This window comes from Acinetobacter sp. AS167, from assembly GCF_037152175.1.
Lineage (GTDB): Bacteria > Pseudomonadota > Gammaproteobacteria > Pseudomonadales > Moraxellaceae > Acinetobacter.
The window spans coordinates 247993-271764 of the sequence record NZ_JBBCMP010000003.1 but is presented as its reverse complement, the minus strand read 5'-3'; the positions used below and the strand labels follow the sequence as shown (position 1 = coordinate 271764).

Below are 23772 nucleotides of genomic sequence, written 5' to 3'. Positions count from 1 at the left end.
AAATGTCGAATGATAAATCACGTGACGCAATGGGCGGCGCGGCAATTCCTCAAAGCAACAATTCTGCTGAAATGGTGAAGACAAGTTCTCCATTTGATTTTATTTTGTGGATCATTGCATTGGCTTTATTTGGCGGTGCGTTGATGACAAATCAATATCTTCCAGCGTATTGGGCACCTGCAAATAGTGTCTGGGTGCGTATTGGGGTAATTTTAGCTTGTATCATCGTAGCTTTAGGTTTATTATACGCCACCCATCAAGGCAAAGGCTTTGTTCGTTTGCTTAAAGACTCTCGTATCGAATTGCGTCGAGTTACATGGCCTACGAAACATGAAACAGTAACCACTTCATGGCAAGTTCTCCTCGTTGTTGTAGTTGCCGCAATTATTTTGTGGTGTTTTGACTATATCATCGGTTGGTTTATGAAGTTTATTATCGGGTAAGAGAGCTATGAAACGTTGGTACATTATTCATGCCTATTCAGGTTATGAAAAACAAGTGATGCGTTCACTTAATGATCGAATCCAGCGTAGCGCTGTTGCTGATAGTTTTGGTGAAGTCCTTGTTCCTACCGAAGAAGTGGTAGAGATGAAGGATGGTAAGAAACGTAAATCAGAGCGTAAATTCTTTCCTGGCTACGTGTTAGTCGAAATGGAAATGAATGATGAAACTTGGCACATTGTTAAAGAATGTCCAAAAGTATTAGGTTTCATCGGTGGTACAGCTGAAAAGCCAGCACCAATTACGCAAAAAGAAGCTGATGCGATTCTTGCACGTGTACACAACAAAGGCGAAGCACCTCGTCCTAAGACGATGTTTGAGCCGGGTGAAGAATTACTTGTTACTGACGGTCCATTCACAGACTTTAAAGGTGTGGTGGAAGAAGTTCAGTACGAAAAATCACGTTTAACGTTGACGATTAATGTATTTAATCGACCAACTCAAGTTGAATTGGAATTTCGCCAAGTCGAAAAAACAATTTAATTTGCACTGTTTGAAAGCGCCCGATTTGTTATGGATCGGGCATTGTTGTTGTAACGGTATCGTTACTTGAAATGTTGGGGAGCTCTAAAAGGCGTTTGTACCCAGAGGTAATTTGAAATGGCTAAGAAGATTGACGGCTATATCAAGCTGCAAGTTCCAGCTGGTAAAGCGAATCCATCTCCACCGATTGGTCCTGCACTAGGTCAACGTGGTGTTAACATCATGGCATTCTGTAAAGAATTCAATGCTGCGACACAAAAAGTTGAACAAGGTCTTCCAATTCCTGTAGTGATCACTGTGTACAACGATAAGTCGTTCACATTCATCATGAAAACTCCACCTGCTGCGATTCTTCTTAAGAAAGCTGCTGGTATCCAAAAGGGTTCTGCTGTACCAAACAAGACTAAAGTTGGTAAGTTGACTCGCGCTCAGTTAGAAGAAATTGCGACTACTAAAGAACCAGATTTAACTGGTGCTGATTTAGACGCACGTGTACGTACCATTGCTGGTTCTGCGCGTTCTATGGGCTTGGAAGTGGAGCTATAAGACATGGCAAAGTTAACTAAACGTCAAAAAGCCATTGCTGCAGCTATTGAAGCAAACAAAGTTTACACTTTGGAAGAAGCAGTACAAGTTCTTAGCAGCCTACCTGCTGCAAAATTCAAAGAATCTTTGGATGTTGCGGTAAATCTAGGTGTTGATCCTCGTAAATCTGACCAAGTTGTTCGTGGCGCGACTACACTTCCTGCAGGTACTGGTAAAACTGTACGTGTTGCTGTGTTTGCTCAAGGCGCTGCTGCTGAAGCTGCTAAAGCTGAAGGCGCGGACATCGTTGGTTTTGATGATCTTGCTGAAAGCATTCAAGCGGGTAACTTAGATTTCGACGTTGTGATTGCTGCTCCAGATGCAATGCGTGTTGTTGGTAAGTTGGGTACGATCCTTGGTCCACGTGGCTTAATGCCAAACCCTAAAGTGGGTACTGTAACTCCTGACGTAGCAACTGCAGTTAAAAATGCAAAAGCTGGTCAAGCACGTTACCGTGTAGACAAAGCGGGTATCATCCATGCTGCGATCGGTCAAGTAGGTTTCACTGCTGAAGCTGTTCGTTCAAACGTTGAAGCGCTTATCGCTGACCTTAAGAAAGCAAAACCTGCGACTTCTAAAGGTATCTACATCCAAAAGATCACTTTGAGCTCAACTATGGGTCCTGGTCTTGTTGTTGATGTACAAAACGTTTCTAAATAATTATTTTTCAATAATTATATTGAGATAAAAGAATTTTAAAGTCCTGAGTGAAATTTGAAGTGTTACTTCAAATTTTACGCAAGAAAGAGTGATGACTTCTATTGAGGTTGAGCTTTTCTTCTTGTGGATTGATAAAGCATTGCTTTGTTAATCATCAGGCGGACTTTGAATTGATAGATGTAAATTTATCAGCGTCAAAGACCTCAGGCGAGGGGAGTCTTCGGATTCGCTTCTTAAAATACCAGTCTGAGTAGACGCGGTGGTGTGATTGATTCCTCCTCCGCGTGTAAGTCAAGAGATTGATTTACGAATTGGGAGTGCAGTCCGTGGATTGCATAAATCACCGTTAGGAGGTTTTACAATGGCTCTTCTTATCGAAGACAAAAAACAGATCGTTGCGGAAGTAAATGAAGTTGCTTCTACCGCGTTTGCTGCTGTTGTTGCTGACTACCAAGGTTTAACAGTTGAACAATTGACTACACTTCGTGTTGAAGCTCGTAAGTTAGGTGTTAAGACACGTATCGTGCGTAACACTTTGGCTAAACGTGCTTTCGAAGGTACTCAATTTGATATCTTAGACGAAAACCTTGTTGGTCCAACTATTCTAGCTTTTTCAACTTCTGAAGATGACATGGGCGCAGCTGCTCGCTTGTTTGAAGAATTTGCTAAAACTAACAAAGCATTTGAACTTAAAGCTGCTGCATTTGACGGCAAACTTTATCAAGGTGCTGAAGTTAGCGTTATCGCGAATCTTCCGAACCAAGAAAAAGCACTTACTATGCTTGCCAATGTTCTTCAAGCTCCTATTTCGAAATTGGGTCGCCTTATTACAGCGCTCAAAGAGAAAAACGAGTCAGAAGCTGCATAAGCTTAATAAATTTCACACACCATTCAATATCCATTTGGAGTTATTCTCATGGCTTTAACTAACGAAGAAATCTTAAACGCAGTTGCTGAAAAAACTGTTCTTGAACTTGTTGAACTTATCTCTGCTTTCGAAGAGAAATTCAATGTATCAGCTGCTGCTGTAGCTGTAGCTGCAGGTCCTGCTGTTGCTGCTGCTGAAGAGCAATCAGAATTCAATGTTGAATTGACTTCTTTCGGTGCTAACAAAGTTGCTGTAATTAAAGCAGTACGTGAAGTTACTGGTCTTGGCTTGAAAGAAGCTAAAGACTTAGTTGAAGGCGCTCCTTCAAATCTTAAAGAAGGCGTTTCTAAAGAAGAAGCTGAAGAACTTAAGAAAAAACTTGAAGAAACTGGTGCTACAGTTACTGTTAAGTAATTTCGCTAGGGGTCGAATTTTAATTTGACCCCAAAAATTGGCTGATGGCTCTTGGGTCATCAGCCTTTTTGCGTTACAATAACCGGCTCGATTTTAGATTGATTGGTAGAAAAACCATCAATTTTTAAAATAAATAAACATAATCAAACGCTTACCAATATTTTTCCACTTTAAAAATATTGTTAAGCGTTTTGTACCACTGAAATTTGCAGCATTTGTATAAAAGTGGTGGTCATATCGACCTGCGTAATTCCTTCTAAGTTCGTTCTGCAGGCGGACTTAGTTTACTTTCCGAGGACTCCAGATGGCATACTCATATACCGAAAAGAAACGGATCCGTAAGAATTTTGGTAAATTGCCCCAAGTCATGCATGCTCCGTACCTGCTCTCGATTCAAGTCGACTCGTACAGAACATTCTTGCAAGATGGCAAAACTCCAAAAAATCGCGAAGATATCGGTCTCCAAGCTGCATTTCGTTCAGTTTTTCCTATTGAAAGTTATTCGGGCAATGCTGCTTTAGAATTCGTTGAGTATAGTCTTGGTAAACCAGAGTTTGATGTTCGCGAATGTATTCTTCGTGGCTCAACCTTTGCGGCACCAATGCGCGTTAAAATTCGTTTGATCATCAAAGATCGTGAAACGAAATCTATTAAAGACGTACGTGAACAAGAAGTGTACATGGGTGAAATGCCACTCATGACTGAGAATGGTACCTTTGTCATCAATGGTACTGAGCGTGTAATCGTATCTCAATTACACCGTTCACCAGGCGTATTCTTTGACCATGATAAAGGTAAAACGCATTCAAGCGGTAAAGTGCTTTATTCAGCACGTATTATTCCTTATCGTGGTTCATGGTTAGATTTTGAGTTTGATGCTAAAGATTTAGTCTTTGTACGTATTGACCGTCGTCGCAAATTGCTTGCGACTGTTGTGTTACGTGCATTGAGCTATAGCAATGAACAAATTCTGAATATGTTCTACGAAAAAGTACCTGTATATCTTGATATGGGTAGCTATCAGATTGACCTTGTGCCTGAACGTCTTCGTGGTGAAATGGCTCAATTTGATATCGTGGACAATGATGGTAAAGCCATTGTTGAACAAGGTAAACGTATTAATGCTCGCCATGTACGTCAAATGGAAGCTGCTGGTTTAACTAAACTTCCAGTTCCAGATGAATATTTGTATGAGCGTATTACTGCTGAAGATATCGTGCTTAAAGATGGTGAAGTGATTACTGCTAACACTGTATTAAGTCATGAGATTTTGGTCAGAATTGCTGAAGGTGGTATTAAACAATTTAATATCCTGTTCACCAATGACATCGATCGCGGTTCTTTTGTTGCTGACACCTTACGTGCAGATACAACATCTGGCCGTGAAGAAGCACTTGTAGAAATCTACAAAGTGATGCGTCCAGGTGAGCCACCAACGAAAGAAGCGGCTGAAAACTTATTCAATAACTTATTCTTCTCTACAGAGCGTTATGATTTATCGCCTGTGGGTCGTATGAAGTTTAACCGTCGTTTGGGTCGTCCTTACGAAGTGGGTACAGATCAGAAGTCTCGTGAAGTAGAAGGTATTCTTTCTAACGATGACATTATCGATGTACTGAAAACATTGGTAGAAATTCGTAACGGTAAAGGTGAAGTCGACGATATCGATCACTTGGGTAACCGTCGCGTACGTTCTGTTGGTGAAATGACAGAAAACCAATTCCGTGTTGGTTTGGTTCGTGTTGAGCGTGCTGTTAAAGAGCGTTTAAACCAAGCTGAAACAGATAACTTGTCTCCACAAGATTTGATCAATGCGAAACCAGTTGCTGCTGCAATCAAAGAATTCTTTGGTTCAAGCCAATTGTCACAGTTTATGGATCAAAACAACCCATTGTCAGAAATTACACACAAACGTCGTGTATCTGCGCTTGGGCCTGGTGGTTTGACACGTGAACGTGCGGGCTTTGAGGTACGTGACGTACATCAAACTCACTATGGTCGTGTATGTCCAATTGAAACGCCTGAAGGACCAAACATTGGTTTGATCAACTCGCTTTCTGTTTATGCAAAAGCGAACAACTTCGGTTTCTTGGAAACACCATACCGTCGCGTTGTTGATGGTCGTGTAACAGATGATGTTGAATATTTATCTGCAATTGAAGAAGTTGGTACTGTGATTGCACAGGCCGATTCTGCATTGGATAAAGATGGACATTTAACTGAAGACTTCGTTTCAGTACGTCACCAAGGTGACTTCGTTCGTATGCCGCCTGAAAAAGTGACGCATATGGATGTATCGGCTCAACAGGTTGTCTCTGTCGCTGCATCTCTTATTCCATTCCTTGAACACGATGATGCTAACCGTGCCTTGATGGGTTCAAACATGCAACGTCAGGCTGTTCCTACATTGCTTGCTGATAAACCACTTGTGGGTACCGGCATGGAAGCAAACGTAGCGCACGACTCTGGTGTATGTGTGATTGCGAAACGTGGTGGACGCATTGAGTTTGTAGATGCATCACGTGTGGTTATTCGTGTCAATGAAGATGAAATGATCGCGGGTGAAGCAGGTGTAGATATCTACAACTTGATCAAATACACGCGTTCAAACCAAAATACATGTATTAACCAAAAAGTGCTTGTGAGCATGGGCGATAAAGTCGGTCGTGGTGACGTTCTTGCTGATGGTCCATCAACTGATGGTGGTGAATTAGCACTAGGTCAGAACATGCGTGTCGCGTTCATGACTTGGAATGGTTATAACTACGAAGACTCGATTTTATTATCTGAACGTGTTCTTCAAGAAGATCGTTTAACTTCAATTCATATTCAAGAATTATCATGTGTTGCACGTGATACGAAGTTAGGTGCGGAAGAAATCACTGCCGATATTCCTAACGTAGGTGAAGCAGCGTTATCTAAACTTGATGAATCAGGTATTGTTTATATCGGTGCTGAAGTTGCAGCGGGTGATATTCTTGTTGGTAAAGTGACACCTAAAGGTGAAACACAATTAACTCCTGAAGAAAAATTACTTCGTGCAATCTTTGGTGAGAAAGCGGCAGACGTTAAAGATTCATCTTTACGTGTTTCTTCAAGCGTTAAAGGTACAGTCATCGACGTTCAAGTGTTTACACGTGACGGTATCGAGAAAGATGAACGTGCTCAAGCGATTGAGAAAGCGCAACTTGATGCTTACCGTAAAGACTTGAAAGAAGAATTCAAAATTTTCGAAGAAGCTGCTCGTGAACGTATTATCCGTTTGTTAAAAGGCCAAGAGTCGAATGGCGGCGGTACTACGAAGCGTGGTGATAAGCTATCTGAAGATGTATTGTCTGGTTTAGAGCTTGTTGATCTTTTAGAAGTTCAACCAACAGATGAAGGTATTGCTGAACGCTTAACTCAAATTCAAGTGTTCTTGAAAGAGAAGAGCTACGAGATCGATGAGAAATTTGCTGAGAAAAAACGCAAACTTTCTACAGGTGATGAGCTTACAACAGGTGTCTTGAAAGTTGTTAAAGTTTACTTAGCTGTAAAACGTCGTATCCAGCCTGGTGATAAGATGGCGGGTCGTCACGGTAACAAAGGTGTTGTATCAAACATCTTGCCTGTTGAAGACATGCCGCATGACATCCATGGTGTTCCAGTTGATGTCGTACTTAACCCATTGGGTGTACCATCACGTATGAACGTGGGGCAGATTCTTGAAACTCACTTAGGTATGGCTGCAAAAGGTCTTGGCGATAAGATCGACAAGATGATGAAAGAGCAACGTACTGTTCTTGAGCTTCGTGATTTCTTAGACAAGATTTATAACAAAGTTGGTGGCGAGCAAGAAGATCTTGATAGCTTGACCGATGAAGAAATCTTGGTGTTATCAGGTAACTTGCGTAAAGGTGTTCCTTTAGCTACGCCAGTATTTGATGGTGCAGAAGAGAGTCAGATCAAAGAGTTGCTTGAGCTTGGTGGTATCTCACGTACAGGTCAAACAGTATTGTATGACGGACGTACAGGTGAGCGTTTTGACCGCCCAGTAACTGTTGGTTATATGTATATGCTCAAGTTGAACCATTTGGTTGATGACAAGATGCATGCGCGTTCTACTGGTTCTTATTCACTTGTAACTCAACAACCGCTTGGTGGTAAAGCACAATTCGGTGGTCAGCGTTTCGGTGAGATGGAAGTCTGGGCACTAGAAGCTTATGGTGCTGCTTATACACTTCAAGAAATGCTTACTGTGAAGTCGGATGACGTTGAAGGTCGTACTCGCATCTATAAGAATATTGTAGATGGTAACCATTATATGGATCCGGGTATGCCTGAATCGTTTAACGTATTGACCAAAGAGATCCGTTCTTTAGGTATCAACATTGAACTGAAAAATGGTGACTAAATCCCCCCCATTCCCCCTTTGTTAAAGGGGGGAATGTCCCTTCTTTAAGAAAGAGGGGGTAGGGGAGATGCCAAATCTCAGTGAAAAAACAATATTTGTGACCCAGTCGTAGCCTGAAAAGCGCTTCGACACACGGAGAAAAAAATTGAAAGACTTGCTCGATATCATGCGCAAAAAGACGGATTCAGATGGTCACGCTCCAGTAGAGTTTGACCGTATCCGTATTGGTCTTGCGTCACCAGAAATGATTAAGTCATGGTCTCACGGTGAAGTTAAAAAGCCAGAAACCATTAACTATCGTACGTTTAAACCAGAACGTGATGGTTTATTCTGTGCCAAAATCTTTGGTCCAGTAAAAGATTACGAATGCTTGTGTGGTAAATACAAGCGTATGAAATATAAAGGCGTCATTTGTGAAAAATGTGGCGTTGAAGTAACAACTGCAAAAGTTCGTCGTGAGCGTATGGGTCACATCGAGCTTGCTTCTCCAGTTGCGCATATTTGGTTTTTGAAATCATTACCAAGCCGTATCGGTTTATTACTTGATATGACTTTACGTGATATCGAACGTGTATTGTACTTCGAATCTTATGTGGTCACTGATCCTGGCATGACGCCAATGGAAAAGTACCAACTTCTTAACGATGAAGAATACTTCACAGCGTTAGAAGAACATGGTGATGAATTCAGCGCGAAAATGGGTGCAGAAGCAGTTCAAGATTTGTTGAAAGACATCGATCTTGAAGCTGAAATTTCTCGTTTACGTGAAGAAATTCCGAACACGACTTCAGAAACGAAGCTTAAAAAAGCCTCTAAACGTTTGAAGTTGATGGAAGCGTTCAAAGAGTCGAACAACAAGCCTGAATGGATGGTGATGAATGTACTTCCTGTACTTCCACCTGATCTTCGTCCGTTGGTACCGCTTGAAGGTGGTCGTTTTGCGACTTCTGACTTGAACGATCTTTATCGTCGTGTGATCAACCGTAACAACCGTTTAAAACGTCTTCTTGACCTTGCTGCACCAGACATTATCGTACGTAACGAAAAACGTATGTTACAAGAGTCTGTGGATGCGTTATTGGACAATGGTCGTCGTGGTCGTGCAATTACTGGTTCGAACAAACGTCCGCTTAAATCTTTGGCAGATATGATCAAAGGTAAGCAAGGTCGTTTCCGTCAAAACTTACTTGGTAAGCGTGTCGATTATTCTGGTCGTTCGGTAATTACTGTAGGTCCAACTTTACGTTTACACCAATGTGGTCTTCCAAAGAAAATGGCTCTTGAATTATTCAAGCCTTTTATCTTTGCTAAGCTACAAGCTTCTGGCCAAGCAACAACCATTAAAGCTGCGAAGAAAATGGTTGAGCGTGAAACCCCTGAAGTTTGGGACGTTCTTGCATCTGTAATTCGTCAACATCCAGTCATGTTGAACCGTGCGCCAACACTTCACCGTTTAGGTCTTCAAGCATTTGAACCTATCTTAATTGAAGGTAAAGCGATCCGTTTACATCCACTCGTTTGTGCTGCGTTTAACGCCGACTTCGATGGTGACCAAATGGCGGTTCACGTTCCATTAACACTTGAAGCTCAATTAGAAGCTCGTGCGTTAATGATGTCGACTAACAATATCTTGTCACCTGCAAATGGTGAGCCGATCATTGTACCTTCTCAGGACGTTGTCTTGGGCTTGTATTACATCACACGTGATGCAATCAATGCCAAAGGTGAAGGCATGGTGTTTGCGGATACTCATGAAGTAAACCGTGCACTTGCAACTGGTCAAGTTGACTTACATGCGCGTGTAAAAGCACGTGTGCACCAAACAGTGATTGATGAAAACGGTAACCGTGAGCATCAAACAATTGTTGTAGATACGACGCCTGGTCGTTGCTTACTTTGGGAAGTTGTGCCTGAAGGTATGGATTTCCAACAAATCAACGTTGAGATGACGAAAAAGAACATCTCTAAATTGATTAACTCTTGCTACCGTAAATTAGGTTTGAAAGATACTGTTATCTTTGCTGACCAATTGATGTACTTGGGCTTCCGTCAAGCAACACGTTCAGGTGTTTCTGTGGGTATGGAAGACATGTTGATTCCACCACAAAAACAAGCAATTATCGAAAAAGCAGAAGTTGAAGTTCGTGAAATTGAACAACAATTTGAGCAAGGTTTCGTAACGGCAGGTGAGCGTTACAACAAAGTTGTCGATATTTGGGCGCGTACCAACGACCAAGTTGCGAAAGCGATGATGGATAACTTGTCCTTCACAACTGTTAAAAATAAACAGGGCGAAGACGAGAAGCAAAAATCATTCAACAGTATCTACATGATGTCTGACTCAGGTGCCCGTGGTTCGGCAGCTCAGATTCGTCAGCTTGCGGGTATGCGTGGTTTGATGGCGAAACCAGATGGTTCGATTATTGAAACGCCGATTAAAGCGAACTTCCGTGAAGGCTTGACAGTACTTCAATACTTCATTTCAACACATGGTGCACGTAAAGGTTTGGCCGATACAGCACTTAAAACTGCGAACTCTGGTTACTTGACTCGTCGTCTTGTAGACGTAGCACAAGACTTGGTTATTACAGAGCCAGATTGCGGTACGCTTGAAGGTCTTGTAATGACTCCGTTCATTCAAGGTGGCGACGTTATTGAGCCATTAAGTGTACGTGTATTAGGACGTGTAACTGCTGAAGACGTGAAAAAAGCGGGTTCAGATGAAGTTGTTCTTCCACGTAACACATTGATTGATGAAAAAATCGCTGCATATATTGAAGATGCTGGTGTTGATGAAGTTAAAGTACGTTCAGTTGTAAACTGTGCTTCCACTTTCGGTGTATGTGCGAAATGTTATGGTCGTGACTTGGCTCGCGGTCACTTGGTAAATCCAGGTGAATCTGTTGGTGTTATGGCTGCACAATCAATTGGTGAACCTGGTACACAGTTAACCATGCGTACATTCCACGTGGGTGGTGCTGCAAGCCGAACATCTGCTGCAAATAGCGTACAAGTACGTAATAAAGGTACGGTTCGTTTTCATAACGTTAAAACTGTTCAACATGCTAAAGGCCATTTGGTATCTGTTTCACGTTCAGGTGAGATCGGTATTGCAGATGACTTAGGTCGCGAACGTGAACGTTATAAACTTCCATACGGTGCGTCTATCTTGATTAAAGATGGTCAACCTGTAGAAGGCGGCGGTATTGTTGCGACTTGGGATCCGCATACACATCCATTGGTGACAGAAGTTGCTGGTAAAGCACGCTTCAGCCAAATTTCGGATGGCGTAACTGCAACATCTAAAACTGATGATGCAACGGGTATGACGACTGTTGAAATCTTACCTGTAACAGCGCGTCCTGCTTCTGGTAAAGATTTGCGTCCTGCAATCGTGTTGGATACAACAGATGGCGGCGAACAGTTCTACTTCTTGCCACAGAACACGATCGTTACTGTTCGTGATGGTGAAACGATTGGTGTTGGTGACGTTATTGGTCGTGTACCACAAGAAACTTCACGTACTCGTGATATTACCGGTGGTCTACCACGTGTAGCTGATTTGTTCGAAGCACGTAAGCCGAAAGAACATGCAATTCTTGCTGAAATCTCAGGTGTTGTAAGCTTTGGTAAAGAAACCAAAGGTAAGAACCGTTTAGTGATTACACCAGATGATGGCTCTGAAATTTATGAAGAGTTGATTCCAAAATGGCGTACCATTAACGTGTTTGAAGGTGAGCATGTTAACCGTGGTGAAACCATTTCTGATGGTCCACAAAATCCACATGACATCTTACGTTTGAAAGGTGAAGTTGCATTAACCAACTACATCGTGAACGAAGTTCAAGACGTTTACCGCTTACAAGGTGTAAAAATCAACGATAAGCATATTGAAGTAATCGTTCGTCAAATGTTGCGTAAAGTAGACATTACCGACGGTGGCGATACAAGCTTTATCAAAGGTGAACAAGTGGATTACATCCGCGTTGTGGGTGAAAACCAAGCAGTATTGGCTCAGAACAAATTCCCTGCGAAGTATGAACGTCAATTGATGGGTATTACGAAAGCATCGCTTTCTACTGATTCGTTCATCTCTGCTGCATCGTTCCAGGAAACAACACGTGTGTTAACTGAAGCTGCTGTAACAGGGAAAGAAGATGAGTTACGTGGTTTGAAAGAAAACGTTGTTGTAGGTCGCTTGATTCCAGCTGGTACTGGTCTTGCATACCATTTAGAACGTCGTCGTCAAGAAGCAGAAGCTGCAGAGCATGAGCTTGTAAATGACTTCTCTGAAGTTGATCAAGCATTCTCTCAAGCTTTAAATGAAGATACTTTCTAAGTTAAACAGCTTTTGAAATGAAGAAGACGCCTTAGGGCGTCTTTTTTTATATACTGAGTAGACTCAAGTCATAAGCATTTAAAATGGCAATAAAAATTAGACATACATTGATGGTTTTACTGGCAGTCATGTTGGTTCCCGCCTGTTTGTTGATGTTTTTACCAGCTCAGCCAGAAATGAATTGGCAGCATAATGTATTTCAATTCATCACAGAAAAATTAAAGGTTCAAACGGGAATGTTTGGCCCCTTGGGTTTTTATACAGTATCGATTACTGCATATTTTTCGCTATTGAGCAGCATCTGGGCCGTTTTTTTATTTTGCATGATTTGGCAAGAAGAGCGTGAAACTGCACCTCAAACAACCACTCAGACAATGCAATTTAAGTTGTTGGATGGGGTAATTATGGTTGTATGTGTTATTGGATTTATCTGGTTTAGTTTTTCGATGATGCAATGGCATTTCGCGAAACAAGATATGACCATAGGTTTAGGTCGAAATGGTTATTTATTCCAATCCTTGTATCACTATCAACTTGGTGTTGTCTTTGCTGAACTCTTTTTTATGCTTTTCTTGGTATTCAGCCAGCTGGCAATCTTAATGCTTGTTTATGCAAGTTATCATTTTCTCAAAGAAAAATTTAAACGAATAGAATGATGCTTTTAGTTTTAAAAATCTTGTGATTAAGTTAATGCTTTATGAGGACATCGTCATTCAATGATAATTTCTTATTAACATGAATGTTATTTAAATTCGACTGTGCATCTTTGATAATTAAAGACTACAAATAGCAACATGAAAATTTAATTTAATCCATAAATTAGTGTTTTCATAAAATCAGTTGTAATTAATTGCATTTGTAAGTTCAGATAGAAAGGATGAATAACATGAAAAAAATAGTAATGACTATGATGTGTGTGAGTTTACCTATTGTGATGCTTACAGGTTGTGAAAACATGTCAGCAAATGATAAGCGTATTACTTCCGCGGCACTTGGTGGTGCTGTTGGTGGTGGTATAGGTAATCATGCTGGTAATGGTGTGGGTGCTGCTGTTGGTGCAGGTGGTGGTGCTGCTGTAGGAAGCAAAGCCAACAATGGTTCAAACCGTAATGCAACATATAGTGGTATAGGTGCAGGTATTGGCTCAGTCATTGGTAAAGGTGTACTCGGCGGTGATGCCGGCGCTGCCATTGGTGGTGCGATCGGTGGTGGTGCTGGTGCTGCAATTGAGCAAAATAAATAGTCGTTAAAACCAAATCAAAATAAGCGCAACGTTTATAACGTCATGCGCTTATTTTTTTATCAATATCTAATTTTAGAAGAGTTCGGCATCTCTTCACTATTACATAATTTATTGACTATTTGGCTTTAAAATGGCTCATTCAAACAGACTTTAGCGTTTTAATGGGTGAGGGTTTTTACGACGGATATACACCGTTTTTTGTACTTCAGCAATTCTTAAGCCCGAGTCGTCAAAAATATTCACTGTATAGTTACGATAGACTGGACTATAGTTTTCGGCCAAGTTCTTCACATGTTCGATTTCAATCGCATCTAAACGGATATCTGCATAAACCGTACTGCGACCAGGGGAAAGGAAATTGATGTTTGCGGTTTTGTCCCAAACCATATATTTCGGGCCCAAATGATGCATTAAAAGAAGCATATAAAATGGATCAACCATTGAATACAAACTACCGCCAAAGTGCACGCCAACAATATTTTGATTGCTATGCGTCAGTGGCATTTTGACCCGAACGTGATAGTTTTTTAGATCAATTTTTTCGATTTCAATCCCTGCACCTTTATATGGAGAAAAATGATTCAACATAAATTTGGAAACAAATGGGATTGTCTGTAGTTTTTTGATTAGCGCATTCATGGTCAATTCTAGTTATCGATTTTTAAACCATAATAAAGAACAGAATGGAATGTGGCATTGATCTAAATGCCCTTTACAACGAAATCACAGCCAATGGTAAAACAATAAAAGGTGACTCAATGCAAGTGCAAACTTATTGGATATCCACCCAAGACAAACAAAAACTTTATGCAAAAACATGGGGTAATGCTGAAAACCCTGCGTTGGTTTTGGTGCATGGCTATCCCGATAATCAAGAAGTTTGGGAACCGATTATTGAACAATTGATCTCAAAATTTTACATCATTACTTATGATGTACGTGGGGCAGGGCAGTCTTCTGTACCAAAACGAATTCGTGATTATGCTTTAGCACGCTTATCTTTGGATTTAGAGTGCATGGTAAATGAGCTACTGCCCAATCGTAATTTTCATCTTGCAGCGCATGATTGGGGCTCGATTCAGTCGTGGGAATCTGTGACTGAACCTAAATTTAAAAATCGTATTTTGTCTTATACCACTATGTCTGGACCTTGTTTAGATCATGCGGCTTTTTGGATGCGTGAACAGTTTTTACATGAAAAGCCTAAATTTTTTAAGCAGTTATTTAAATCTTGGTATATCGTTGCATTCCAGTTACCATTTCTTGCCCCGACCGTTTGGCATTTTTTTAGCCCACAACGCTGGGGCGCAATTTTAACGCAACTTGAGAAAAAGAAAGGCTTACCCTTAAACCAAAATATTGCAAAAGATGGTGAACATGGTATCGGACTATACCGTGCTAACTTTCTTCCACGTTTAACTCGTCCACGTGAGCGTTATGCAGTATGTCCTGTACAGGCGGTTGTACTGTTAAGAGATAAATTTGTAAGTCCAGAATTGATTGATGAAGTGCCTAAATGGGCAACAGATTTTGAACGTGTAGAAGTTGATGCAAACCATTGGGCAGTACTTAGTCAACCACAAGAGATTGCACAATATATTGAAACATTTGCACTCAAAAATAGTGAGAGTTGATTCGCTTAAAGTGATGTGAGCTCTTATAAAAATAGGCCATGTTTTCAAATGGCCTATTCATTTTATGACCAGTTCGACTAAATTACAGCTTCATTGAAGTGAATCTGATAAAATATCGGCTTTCAAATTTTCGTAAATTTCTCCATGAATGCTGTCGTTATTGCGATTGCCGTGATGTTTATCTTGTCACTGGCACGAGTTTCTGTTGTTTTAACATTGGTTATTTCAGCAATTATAGGTGGGTTGGTTGCAGGTTTAAGCTTGTCAGATACTGTTACAGCATTTAATGCGGGCTTGGGTGATGGTGCAGAAGTTGCCTTGGCCTATGCGGTATTAGGCGCTTTCGCTTTGGCACTTTCAAAGTCAGGCTTGCCTGATTTATTGGCCTATAAACTGATCGGCTTACTCGGTATGGAAGCCACGCAGAAACAAGCAACCAAAGTAAAATTCTTATTATTGGGTATTTTACTGATTGCCGCGATTTGTTCACAAAATTTAATTCCTGTGCATATTGCGTTTATTCCTGTGCTTGTTCCACCGCTCTTAAAAGTGATGAATCACTTGAAACTCGACCGTCGTGCCGCAGCATGTGTACTGACCTTAGGTTTAGTCGGCACATATATCTTCTTGCCTGTAGGCTTTGGTGCAATTTTTCTTGAACAAATTCTGATGGGGAATATCAACAAAATTGGCGCTGCTTATCATCTGCATGTTGAAAGAAGCATGATGCCTATGGGGATGGCTATTCCTGTATTGGGTATGGTGATTGGTACTTTATTTGCCGTTTTTGTCAGTTATCGTAAACCGCGTATTTATGTTGATCGTAATGTTGCACCAATTACCACGATTGATTTAGATAAACCACTTCGTGCGGTAAATGTTGAGGTATTAAAAGCTGATGGCATAGCCTTAGAGCAAGAAGCCAAGCAAGAAGCCCCTGTGATTGCCAAGAAAACTATTCTTATGGCATTGCTGGCAATCATTTTAACCCTGATCTCTCAATTGTATTCAGGCTCAATGATCCTTGGCGGATTAGTGGGCTTTTCTGTCTTATCTGCCGCAGGGATTTTTAAATGGCAAGAAGCGGATGATGTTTTTGTACAAGGGATGCGTATGATGGCATTGGTCGGTTTTATCATGATCTCTGCTGCGGGGTTTGCATCCGTGATGACCCATACTGGGGATATTAATCAGTTGGTCAACGGTGTTGTTCATTTGATTGGTGACAATAAAGCGCTAGCTGCTTTCTTGATGTTATTTATTGGTTTATTTGTAACGATTGGAATTGGTTCATCATTTTCAAGTGTGCCTGTACTTGCAGTCATTTATGTTCCTTTATGTGTACAATTCGGCTTCTCTCCACTTGCAACCGTTGCTCTGATTGGTACTGCGGCAGCATTAGGAGATGCGGGTTCACCAGCTTCAGATTCGACCTTGGGGCCTACTGCTGGTTTGGGCGTAGATGGGCAACATGATCATATTTGGGATACGGTTGTTCCAACATTTATCCATTTTAATATTCCATTATTGGTGTTTGGTTGGATTGCTGCGATGGTGCTGTAGCGTTTATTTTTTTAGTTAAGGCTGTTTATGATGAGATCTAAACAGCCTTTTTTATATCTGTTCGACTAAAATCATTTAAATAGATGGGTTGATATTCTTTGTAAAAATGGGAGTATTCTAGTTTTTGATATTTAAACAGCAGGAAAAATCTTAAATAATATGCCTGAATTAAGATCAGCAGATCAAGATTATCAATTATCTAAGCCTAAATAATAAGGTGAGTGGGGATTTGGCTGATCAAAGAGATACATATAAAGGTGAGTTATAAACCTTTGTGATCATACTGCCTCAATTCATAAAAATACTTCAGGATCACTGCATAGAGATACCTGATGGTAATAAGATATCATTGTAATTATTGGAAAAAGTAAATATGAATATATGTGAATTAGTGAGTTATATTGAAGTTGGTATGACCAAACCTGTTGTAGTAGATAGAGTTTTATTAGAAGAGTATGGGAATTATATGAGAGTAATTGGTTTTTTGGACAAAGAACAAATATTAATATCCTACTTTTATTATGATGAAAGTGATGAGGATACAGGGATAGATATTAATCTTAAATATGAATCATTAGATAAAGCGATACAGTCAATTGAACAGTTTTTAGGGGTTTCAATAGATGGATGGGAAAATTTTAATCGAACAGGATATTATCCAGAACCTTTGGAGAACTGTGTTGAAAATAAATGGAATAATTTAGTAAATGATATTAAGCAAGGTACTATGATTCCAAAAGGTTATAATGAAATTCGTTTGTATATATAAATTACTATATTTTTTTATTGATTAAAATACTTTAATTCTTTTATCTTAAAATGAACTGTTTATCTTTAAACAATATGATTTAGACTATGTAACATAACTTTATATTGATGTTTTATTGACAGTATAGGTTGATTTAATTTCCTAATTTATAAAAATAACAAAAAACCAATTTTTCGATGAACTCTCTGTTTTCAATACACTTTTATCTTTCTCGATAAAAAATTCAGAGATGCCAATCTGATTGGCTGAATCTATCATCTAGGACATGGAGGCAAGATTTTTCTCTGAAGATACAGCCCTGAAAATGAGGTTTAAATTTATTTTATAGATATTATTAATTTATAATAAAGAATCCATTTTATATTAAATTTCACTCAATAATCCTGATTAATTTGGTTGGGTTTTAAAACCAACTGTTTTGATATGATTAAAATAAATTTTATTGTATAACAGTTACTTGAAAATATATATTAATTCTTAATTTAAATAAATGTTGCAATATTATTAATACCTATGTTTAATGTTTATTAATAACAACGCTGGGGTATTTATAATGTTAAAGCAAACTGCTCTTATTGCATTAATGGCAATTTCTTCTGCTTCATTTGCAGATTGGCAAGTCAAGGTTGGTGGTTCGGTGATTGCACCAACACAAGACACCAAAGTTGCTGGTGTTGGTACTGTGAAAGCAGACCATGAATATGCTTTTACGCCTTCTGTAGAATATATCTTTGGTGAAACACCTTTCTCTGCGGAAGTTTTATTAGCTACACCAATTAGCCACGATGTGAAATTAGATGGTGAAAAAGCAGTTAACCTTAAACACTTACCACCAACTGTAACGTTTAAATATAACTTCAAAAACTCTACACGTTTTACACCATATATTGGTGTTGGTGGTACAGCATTCCTTGCATGGGATGAGGAATCATCTGGGGCATTGGCGGGCACTAAGGTTAAAGTTAAAGATGATTTTGGTTTTGCTGGTCAAATCGGTTTTAACTTCCAACCTGCTGATGCAAAAAACTGGGGTGTTTTCTTTGATGCCCGTTATGCTCAATTAAGCCCAGAAGTGACTGTTAAAGCGGGTAATACTACTGCTGCAAAATTTGATTTAGATATTGATCCAGTTATCTATACTTTGGGTTATAGCTATAGATTCTAAGTTCGCTTTAGACTCATAAAAAACTCGGTAAATTTACCGAGTTTTTTTATTTTTACAGAGCCTTATATATTGAAACAAGAAGCAATAAAAAATAGTTATTTTTAGCTATATAAGCGCTGATTAAATCCATTTAATCTATCAGAACATCAATAAGACTTTGACATGATATGAAAAATTTAATTTTTATAATATTGGTAGGGTTAAGTAGCAGCACAATAGCCAATGCAGCAAGTTTTAATTGTGAGCATGCTCAGACCAAAAGCGAACATGCCATTTGTGAGCATCGCAGTTTAAACGATGCAGATGTCAAAATGGCGACCACCTATACCATTATCCGTAAACTTGTTCCGATGGGAACACGGGGTGTGATACAGGATCAGCAAGTGAAATGGTTACAACTGCGCAATCAATGTCAGGACAATCTACGTTGTTTAACCGATGCGTATCAGATGCGCCAGCAAAAACTAGAGATTTATATGAATCGAGTTTACCAACAAGGTCCATTTTAAAAAAAATTAAATTTGCCTATTGAAATATGCTTAAACCACTCCATTTCTAATGCATTCAATAAAAAAGCGTTATGAATTTACGGAGTGATTTTATGAGTGAACAGAACGTACAACACAGTTCAAAAAAGCATAGCTTTCAAGCAGAAGTGGCTCAGCTTTTACATTTAGTGACGCATTCACTTTATTCTAACCCTGAAATTTTCCTACGCGAGCTGATTTCAAATGCTTCAGATGCATGTGATAAGTTACGTTTTGAAGGAATTAACCATCCTGAATATTATGAGAATGATCCAGACTTACATGTTCGTGTAAGCCTAGATAAAGATGCGAAAACAATCACCATCTCAGACAACGGTATTGGTTTAAGCCAACAAGAAGCAATTGATAACTTAGGAACGATTGCTAAATCAGGCACCAAAGACTTTATGTCAAAGTTATCTGGTGACCAAAAAGCTGATGCACAACTGATTGGCCAGTTTGGTGTAGGTTTTTATTCTGGTTTTATCGTTGCTGATAAAATTACCGTTGAATCTCGCCGTGCAGGTTTAGATGCATCAGAAGGTGTACGTTGGATCAGTGGTGGTACGGGTGACTTTGAAGTCGAACAAATTGAGAAGGCTTCACGTGGAACGTCGATTATTTTACATTTACGTGATGACGCACTGGATTATTTAGAATCTTATAAAGTTAAACAAATTATCAATAAATACTCAGACCATATCAGCTTACCTATCGAAATGCAGAAGGAAGTTTGGCAGGAAGAAGAAGCAGCTGAAGGTGAAGAGAAAAAACCAGGTCATTATGTTAAAACAGATGAATGGGAAGCGATTAACTCAGCAAGTGCCTTGTGGACACGTAGCAAAGGCGAAATTACTGAAGAGCAGTATGTAGAATTCTATAAGAATTTAACTCATGACTTTGATGCACCATTGGCTTGGGCACATAACCGAGTTGAAGGCAGTACTGAATATACCCAATTGCTTTATATTCCAAGTAAAGCACCAAGTAATATTTTCACGCGTGAAGCTAAAGCAGGCATCAAACTTTATGTAAAACGTGTATTTATTATGGATGATGCAGATAATCTGATTCCAAATTATCTACGTTTTGTACAAGGTGTGGTGGATAGTGCTGATCTGCCGCTTAATGTAAGCCGTGAGATTCTACAAGAAAGCCGTGATGTGAAAACCATCCGTGAAGGTAATGCACGTCGTGTATTGACAACATTGGATGCTTTAGCAAAATCAGAAGATCAAGCTGATCAAGACAAATTTAAAACTTTCTATGCTGAATTTGGTTCAGTGATCAAGGAAGGTTTAGGTGAAGACTTTGGTAATCGTGAACGTATTCTAAAACTTTTACGCTTCTCTACTTCGAGCAATGATGAGGTATCAACATCATTGGAAGCTTATAAAGCACGTATGAAAGAAGGGCAAAAAGCTATCTATTATGTGACTGCCGATAGCTTAGCGGCTGCGAAAAACTCTCCGCAACTTGAATTATTCCGTAAAAAAGACATTGAAGTTTTGCTTATGGCAGATCGTGTTGATGAATGGGCGATGGAGTTTGTGCATGACTTTGATGGCACTCCTATGCAAAATGTTGCAAAGGGTGCAGTCGATCTTGGTGATTTACAAGATGCGGAAGAGAAAAAAGCACTCGAAGCTGCCGCAGAACAGTTTAAACCTGTGGTTGAAAAACTCTCTGATTCATTAAAAGCCAAGACCAAAGAAGTGCGTGTGACAACGCGTTTAGTGGACTCACCAGCATGTCTAGTGACCAGCGATGGTGAGCTTTCGCCGCAGTTAATTCGTATGTTAAAACAAGCGGGTCAGGCTGTACCTGAATCTAAACCAATTCTGGAAATTAACCCTGAACATCCTTTAGTAAAAAAACTTGAAAGTTCAGCCCAGTTTGATGATTTAGCCAATGTGATCTTTGATCAGGCAGTAATTGCTGAGGGTGGTTTACCTGATGATCCTGCTGAATATGTAAAACGTATTAACAATTTATTGCTTAAATAAGTCGTAATTTGTTTTAACAGAGCCTATCTTTAAGATAGGCTTTTTTATATAAACACATTCAATGAATAATTTTAAAAGAATTCAATGTATAGGTTGTTTTGTATTGCTCAGTTTAGCTACAACAGTTGTGATGGCATATGAACTTCCACCAGTTGAAAAGCGTAATGCAAATACCACAGATATTTCAGTACATAACGCCATGTTCTTAAGACAAAATACACAGGCTGCTGTGATGGGTATATTGAAAAAAAATGGCCAGAACTATGAACTTGCTGCTAGCGATGGGAAAGGGGGAATGGCGTTACCGATAGCGGTACATCCAAGCCTTAAAATAGACGATGCTTTAGTCGATAAAGAAGTTAGGGCGATTGGGCGAATGACTTATGAAACAATGTATATGCCCAATTCTAGCGACTTTGGTCCCGCTTATAGTTTTACTTTTGAATTGTTTTCAATTGCCCCATTGAATTAAAAGGGTGGGGCAGGCATTTTACCAACATCAGTGGATAAGTCGAAACTTATCCACAGTTCAGCTTACAGATTCAGCTTATGCTTAAAATAACGCTTCTAAACGTACCAAAGCGCTTGGGAAATGGCTACGATCTTCACGACGATCATTAAAATAATTTAAGTCGCCTTGTACGTAAAACCATTCACGCCAAACAGGTTGTCGCCAAGAAACAAAAGGCCCCCAACTGTTGAGCTTAAGGTCATTATTATTATAATAACCGCCAGTATAGATACCATAGTTAAAGCGATTATTTTTGAAGAACTGATGTTGTCGATAAGTACGGTTATCCCAAGTTAAATCATCGTCTTGTTCATCTGCATACGTCACATAGAATTGGTTGGAAATAAAGGGCTGATTGGGGCGAGCATGGGTCAGCTCTAAGTTGGTTCTCAAATAGTTTTCACTGTCGATCCCATAGCGGTAAATCTGTTCCGCATGAAAAGTAAAATCATTCCCCAGTTTCCAATCCTTTTGAGCCTTTAAACGTGCATAGATATCATCACCTGAACGAATACCAAGGTCTGCATCTAAGTCAAAAGGTAAGCGTTTAGAAAGCTGTGACCAACGTAAAGCAATCGAGCTGTTATCATCACGAATTTGTTTACCATCCACTCGTTTATCTGGATCGCCATCAGCATGATTATTGTTGATCGCTATATTATTTGTAATTTCATCATCTAATGAATCATCACCAAAGACCACACTTAAACGGTTTTCAAGTGTGGGTAATTTAACTTTTCCTCGGATACGAGGATTGACATCATAACCATCATGCTTATTCCATTGATTATCAACAATGATCCGCAACGTTGCTGACGCTGGATGTGCAGGATCAGTTTTTCCAAACCAGTTGTCCATTTTATTGGCTGTACGGTCTGCCCAATTGCTAATCTTTTTCTGCTTTTTGTCGGCCCAAGTTTGATCTTCTGTTGCATCCGTTGGGGGAACAATAACTTGATTAGATTGTTCTGGGAAAATGGTCGGTGTTGAGTCAACAATTTTTGGAATATAGTTGAGCAAGCCCATCTCATTTTCTTTGGCGCTGGCTAAAGAAGGTTGCTGATCGACTTTCCCCGTTTTAGCATTCGCTTCAAGACTGCTATTTACTTCTGCAAACGCAGTGTTCCCAAAAAAACCGCCTAATATTAAGACATAAGGTAGTTTTGAGAAGATTGATATTTTATTCATATGCCCACTTCTTAAACTTTGAGTCATTCAGTACTTCATTTTCGATATAACTATGCCTTAAAAAAACACTAAATTTCAATGGAATCGCTATTTTAAGTACAAAAAACATAAATTTATTTAAAATGAAGCGTATTCTATCCACATTATCGCGAATCAAAGCGTGACTTAAGCTATTTTTTAATAAATAAGCGCTTTTATTATCCAAAGCTCAATTGTGGTAAAGCTTTTACGCTAAAAATTCTTTGGAGACAAAATCTACACTTATCCAAGAATAGATAAGCGATTTTAAATATAGTCAAACTGCATAATTATTCATGCAAGTGATTTGCTTCAAGTCATTGATTAGACATGAAGCATGTATCTTTTATGAACTTTTTAAAAACTATGGGTTATCAATTCATTTTTTGTGCTTTTGAATCATAAATAGTTGCCCTACAGTGTGGCGACATGGATGTCGCCGTTGGGCGGGGGGATATGAGCAAAAATAAAGCACTGCTTTGTTTGCAGCGCAAGAGCCCTGTTAAACGAAAGATTTTTGTCATCTTTTCATCTCTGAAAAGTGAGGCATCGCCTACGCAAAGGTATTTAAGCTTTGAATGTAAGGTACGGCATTGCAAGCTTTTTATAATCAAACAAATTATTTCCTAAGGCAATTGATTTAGTTGAAAATATTAATCAAGAGAAATTATATTCTTGTGTATGAGTTTTTGACAGGTTGACTATAGTAGCAATGCACTTTTGAAAAGCGAGAATGAAGAAAAATTATACGCTGTTGTGGATAACTTTAATTTTATCCTCAAAGCCTATTTTATTGCGGCATAAACAAAAACACCTCCAAAAGAGGAGGTATTGTGTCTTAAAAAATAAGAAAATTAAAAAAGAAACTACAGCGCATGAATTTCGTGGGAACGAAAAATATTTAT

General features: G+C 39.4%; 19 protein-coding genes. 17 read left to right on the top strand and 2 right to left on the bottom strand.

What is annotated here, in order from left to right:
• Positions 1-2 precede the first annotated feature (2 nt).
• From secE to WFN33_RS07635, 10 genes are all read left to right on the top strand, one after another.
• Positions 3-443, top strand: a complete 441-nt coding sequence (secE, locus tag WFN33_RS07680; RefSeq protein WP_004718489.1) for a preprotein translocase subunit SecE — start codon at positions 3-5, stop codon at positions 441-443.
• Between the two features lie 7 nt (positions 444-450).
• Positions 451-984 (top strand): transcription termination/antitermination protein NusG, encoded by a 534-nt coding sequence (nusG, locus tag WFN33_RS07675; protein ID WP_004718486.1) that lies wholly within the window; start codon positions 451-453, stop codon positions 982-984.
• Between the two features lie 117 nt (positions 985-1101).
• A complete protein-coding gene (rplK, locus tag WFN33_RS07670; protein ID WP_004718484.1) occupies positions 1102-1530 on the top strand; it encodes a 50S ribosomal protein L11 in 429 nt (142 codons plus the stop codon).
• 3 nt (positions 1531-1533) lie between these two features.
• Complete coding sequence (rplA, locus tag WFN33_RS07665) at positions 1534-2229, top strand: 50S ribosomal protein L1 (protein ID WP_004718482.1); 696 nt, start codon at positions 1534-1536, stop codon at positions 2227-2229.
• Between the two features lie 361 nt (positions 2230-2590).
• Positions 2591-3097: a 50S ribosomal protein L10 gene (gene rplJ, locus WFN33_RS07660; RefSeq protein WP_336952377.1), complete on the top strand. Its 507-nt coding sequence runs from the start codon at positions 2591-2593 to the stop codon at positions 3095-3097.
• A gap of 48 nt (positions 3098-3145) precedes the next feature.
• Positions 3146-3511 carry a 50S ribosomal protein L7/L12 gene (gene rplL / locus WFN33_RS07655; protein ID WP_004818508.1) on the top strand — a complete coding sequence of 122 codons (366 nt, stop codon included), beginning with the start codon at positions 3146-3148 and terminating at the stop codon, positions 3509-3511.
• A 304-nt stretch (positions 3512-3815) separates the two neighbouring features.
• Positions 3816-7904, top strand: a complete 4089-nt coding sequence (gene rpoB / locus WFN33_RS07650) for a DNA-directed RNA polymerase subunit beta (RefSeq protein ID WP_004718475.1) — start codon at positions 3816-3818, stop codon at positions 7902-7904.
• Between the two features lie 145 nt (positions 7905-8049).
• A complete protein-coding gene (rpoC, locus tag WFN33_RS07645; RefSeq protein ID WP_336952374.1) occupies positions 8050-12243 on the top strand; it encodes a DNA-directed RNA polymerase subunit beta' in 4194 nt (1397 codons plus the stop codon).
• 83 nt (positions 12244-12326) lie between these two features.
• Positions 12327-12899, top strand: coding sequence for a hypothetical protein (locus WFN33_RS07640; protein WP_336952372.1), 573 nt, complete (start codon positions 12327-12329; stop codon positions 12897-12899).
• 230 nt (positions 12900-13129) lie between these two features.
• On the top strand, positions 13130-13486 hold the full coding sequence (locus WFN33_RS07635) for a DNA transfer protein p32 (protein ID WP_336952370.1): 357 nt from the start codon (positions 13130-13132) through the stop codon (positions 13484-13486).
• 150 nt (positions 13487-13636) lie between these two features.
• Here WFN33_RS07635 and WFN33_RS07630 read toward each other — a convergent pair whose 3' ends face one another.
• Positions 13637-14125, bottom strand: a complete 489-nt coding sequence (locus tag WFN33_RS07630) for a PaaI family thioesterase (RefSeq protein WP_336952368.1) — start codon at positions 14123-14125, stop codon at positions 13637-13639.
• 119 nt (positions 14126-14244) lie between these two features.
• Here WFN33_RS07630 and WFN33_RS07625 point away from each other — a divergent pair, with 119 nt between their 5' ends.
• The 7 genes from WFN33_RS07625 to WFN33_RS07595 all read left to right on the top strand — a co-directional run bounded on the left by WFN33_RS07625 (position 14245) and on the right by WFN33_RS07595 (position 21622).
• Entirely contained in the window at positions 14245-15120 is an 876-nt protein-coding gene (locus WFN33_RS07625) for an alpha/beta fold hydrolase (RefSeq protein WP_336952586.1), read from the top strand.
• A gap of 144 nt (positions 15121-15264) precedes the next feature.
• Entirely contained in the window at positions 15265-16683 is a 1419-nt protein-coding gene (locus WFN33_RS07620) for a Na+/H+ antiporter family protein (protein WP_004818515.1), read from the top strand.
• 373 nt (positions 16684-17056) lie between these two features.
• Positions 17057-17452 (top strand): hypothetical protein, encoded by a 396-nt coding sequence (locus WFN33_RS07615; RefSeq protein ID WP_336952366.1) that lies wholly within the window; start codon positions 17057-17059, stop codon positions 17450-17452.
• Between the two features lie 553 nt (positions 17453-18005).
• Positions 18006-18617 carry an OmpW/AlkL family protein gene (locus WFN33_RS07610; RefSeq protein WP_034617314.1) on the top strand — a complete coding sequence of 204 codons (612 nt, stop codon included), beginning with the start codon at positions 18006-18008 and terminating at the stop codon, positions 18615-18617.
• Between the two features lie 167 nt (positions 18618-18784).
• Positions 18785-19126, top strand: coding sequence for a lysozyme inhibitor LprI family protein (locus tag WFN33_RS07605; RefSeq protein ID WP_336952364.1), 342 nt, complete (start codon positions 18785-18787; stop codon positions 19124-19126).
• Between the two features lie 92 nt (positions 19127-19218).
• Positions 19219-21150: a molecular chaperone HtpG gene (gene htpG, locus WFN33_RS07600; RefSeq protein ID WP_336952363.1), complete on the top strand. Its 1932-nt coding sequence runs from the start codon at positions 19219-19221 to the stop codon at positions 21148-21150.
• 61 nt (positions 21151-21211) lie between these two features.
• Entirely contained in the window at positions 21212-21622 is a 411-nt protein-coding gene (locus tag WFN33_RS07595) for a hypothetical protein (RefSeq protein WP_336952362.1), read from the top strand.
• Between the two features lie 81 nt (positions 21623-21703).
• Here WFN33_RS07595 and WFN33_RS07590 read toward each other — a convergent pair whose 3' ends face one another.
• On the bottom strand, positions 21704-22849 hold the full coding sequence (locus WFN33_RS07590) for a hypothetical protein (RefSeq protein ID WP_336952361.1): 1146 nt from the start codon (positions 22847-22849) through the stop codon (positions 21704-21706).
• Between the last annotated feature and the right edge of the window lie 923 nt (positions 22850-23772).

Coding starts and splice junctions, on each gene's coding strand:
- secE (WP_004718489.1), top strand. CDS start 3: ATGTCGAATGATAAATCACGTGACGCAATGGGCGGCGCGGCAATTCCT.
- nusG (WP_004718486.1), top strand. CDS start 451: ATGAAACGTTGGTACATTATTCATGCCTATTCAGGTTATGAAAAACAA.
- rplK (WP_004718484.1), top strand. CDS start 1,102: ATGGCTAAGAAGATTGACGGCTATATCAAGCTGCAAGTTCCAGCTGGT.
- rplA (WP_004718482.1), top strand. CDS start 1,534: ATGGCAAAGTTAACTAAACGTCAAAAAGCCATTGCTGCAGCTATTGAA.
- rplJ (WP_336952377.1), top strand. CDS start 2,591: ATGGCTCTTCTTATCGAAGACAAAAAACAGATCGTTGCGGAAGTAAAT.
- rplL (WP_004818508.1), top strand. CDS start 3,146: ATGGCTTTAACTAACGAAGAAATCTTAAACGCAGTTGCTGAAAAAACT.
- rpoB (WP_004718475.1), top strand. CDS start 3,816: ATGGCATACTCATATACCGAAAAGAAACGGATCCGTAAGAATTTTGGT.
- WFN33_RS07640 (WP_336952372.1), top strand. CDS start 12,327: ATGGCAATAAAAATTAGACATACATTGATGGTTTTACTGGCAGTCATG.
- WFN33_RS07635 (WP_336952370.1), top strand. CDS start 13,130: ATGAAAAAAATAGTAATGACTATGATGTGTGTGAGTTTACCTATTGTG.
- WFN33_RS07630 (WP_336952368.1), bottom strand. CDS start 14,125: ATGAATGCGCTAATCAAAAAACTACAGACAATCCCATTTGTTTCCAAA.
- WFN33_RS07625 (WP_336952586.1), top strand. CDS start 14,245: ATGCAAGTGCAAACTTATTGGATATCCACCCAAGACAAACAAAAACTT.
- WFN33_RS07620 (WP_004818515.1), top strand. CDS start 15,265: ATGAATGCTGTCGTTATTGCGATTGCCGTGATGTTTATCTTGTCACTG.
- WFN33_RS07615 (WP_336952366.1), top strand. CDS start 17,057: ATGAATATATGTGAATTAGTGAGTTATATTGAAGTTGGTATGACCAAA.
- WFN33_RS07610 (WP_034617314.1), top strand. CDS start 18,006: ATGTTAAAGCAAACTGCTCTTATTGCATTAATGGCAATTTCTTCTGCT.
- WFN33_RS07605 (WP_336952364.1), top strand. CDS start 18,785: ATGAAAAATTTAATTTTTATAATATTGGTAGGGTTAAGTAGCAGCACA.
- htpG (WP_336952363.1), top strand. CDS start 19,219: ATGAGTGAACAGAACGTACAACACAGTTCAAAAAAGCATAGCTTTCAA.
- WFN33_RS07595 (WP_336952362.1), top strand. CDS start 21,212: ATGAATAATTTTAAAAGAATTCAATGTATAGGTTGTTTTGTATTGCTC.
- WFN33_RS07590 (WP_336952361.1), bottom strand. CDS start 22,849: ATGAATAAAATATCAATCTTCTCAAAACTACCTTATGTCTTAATATTA.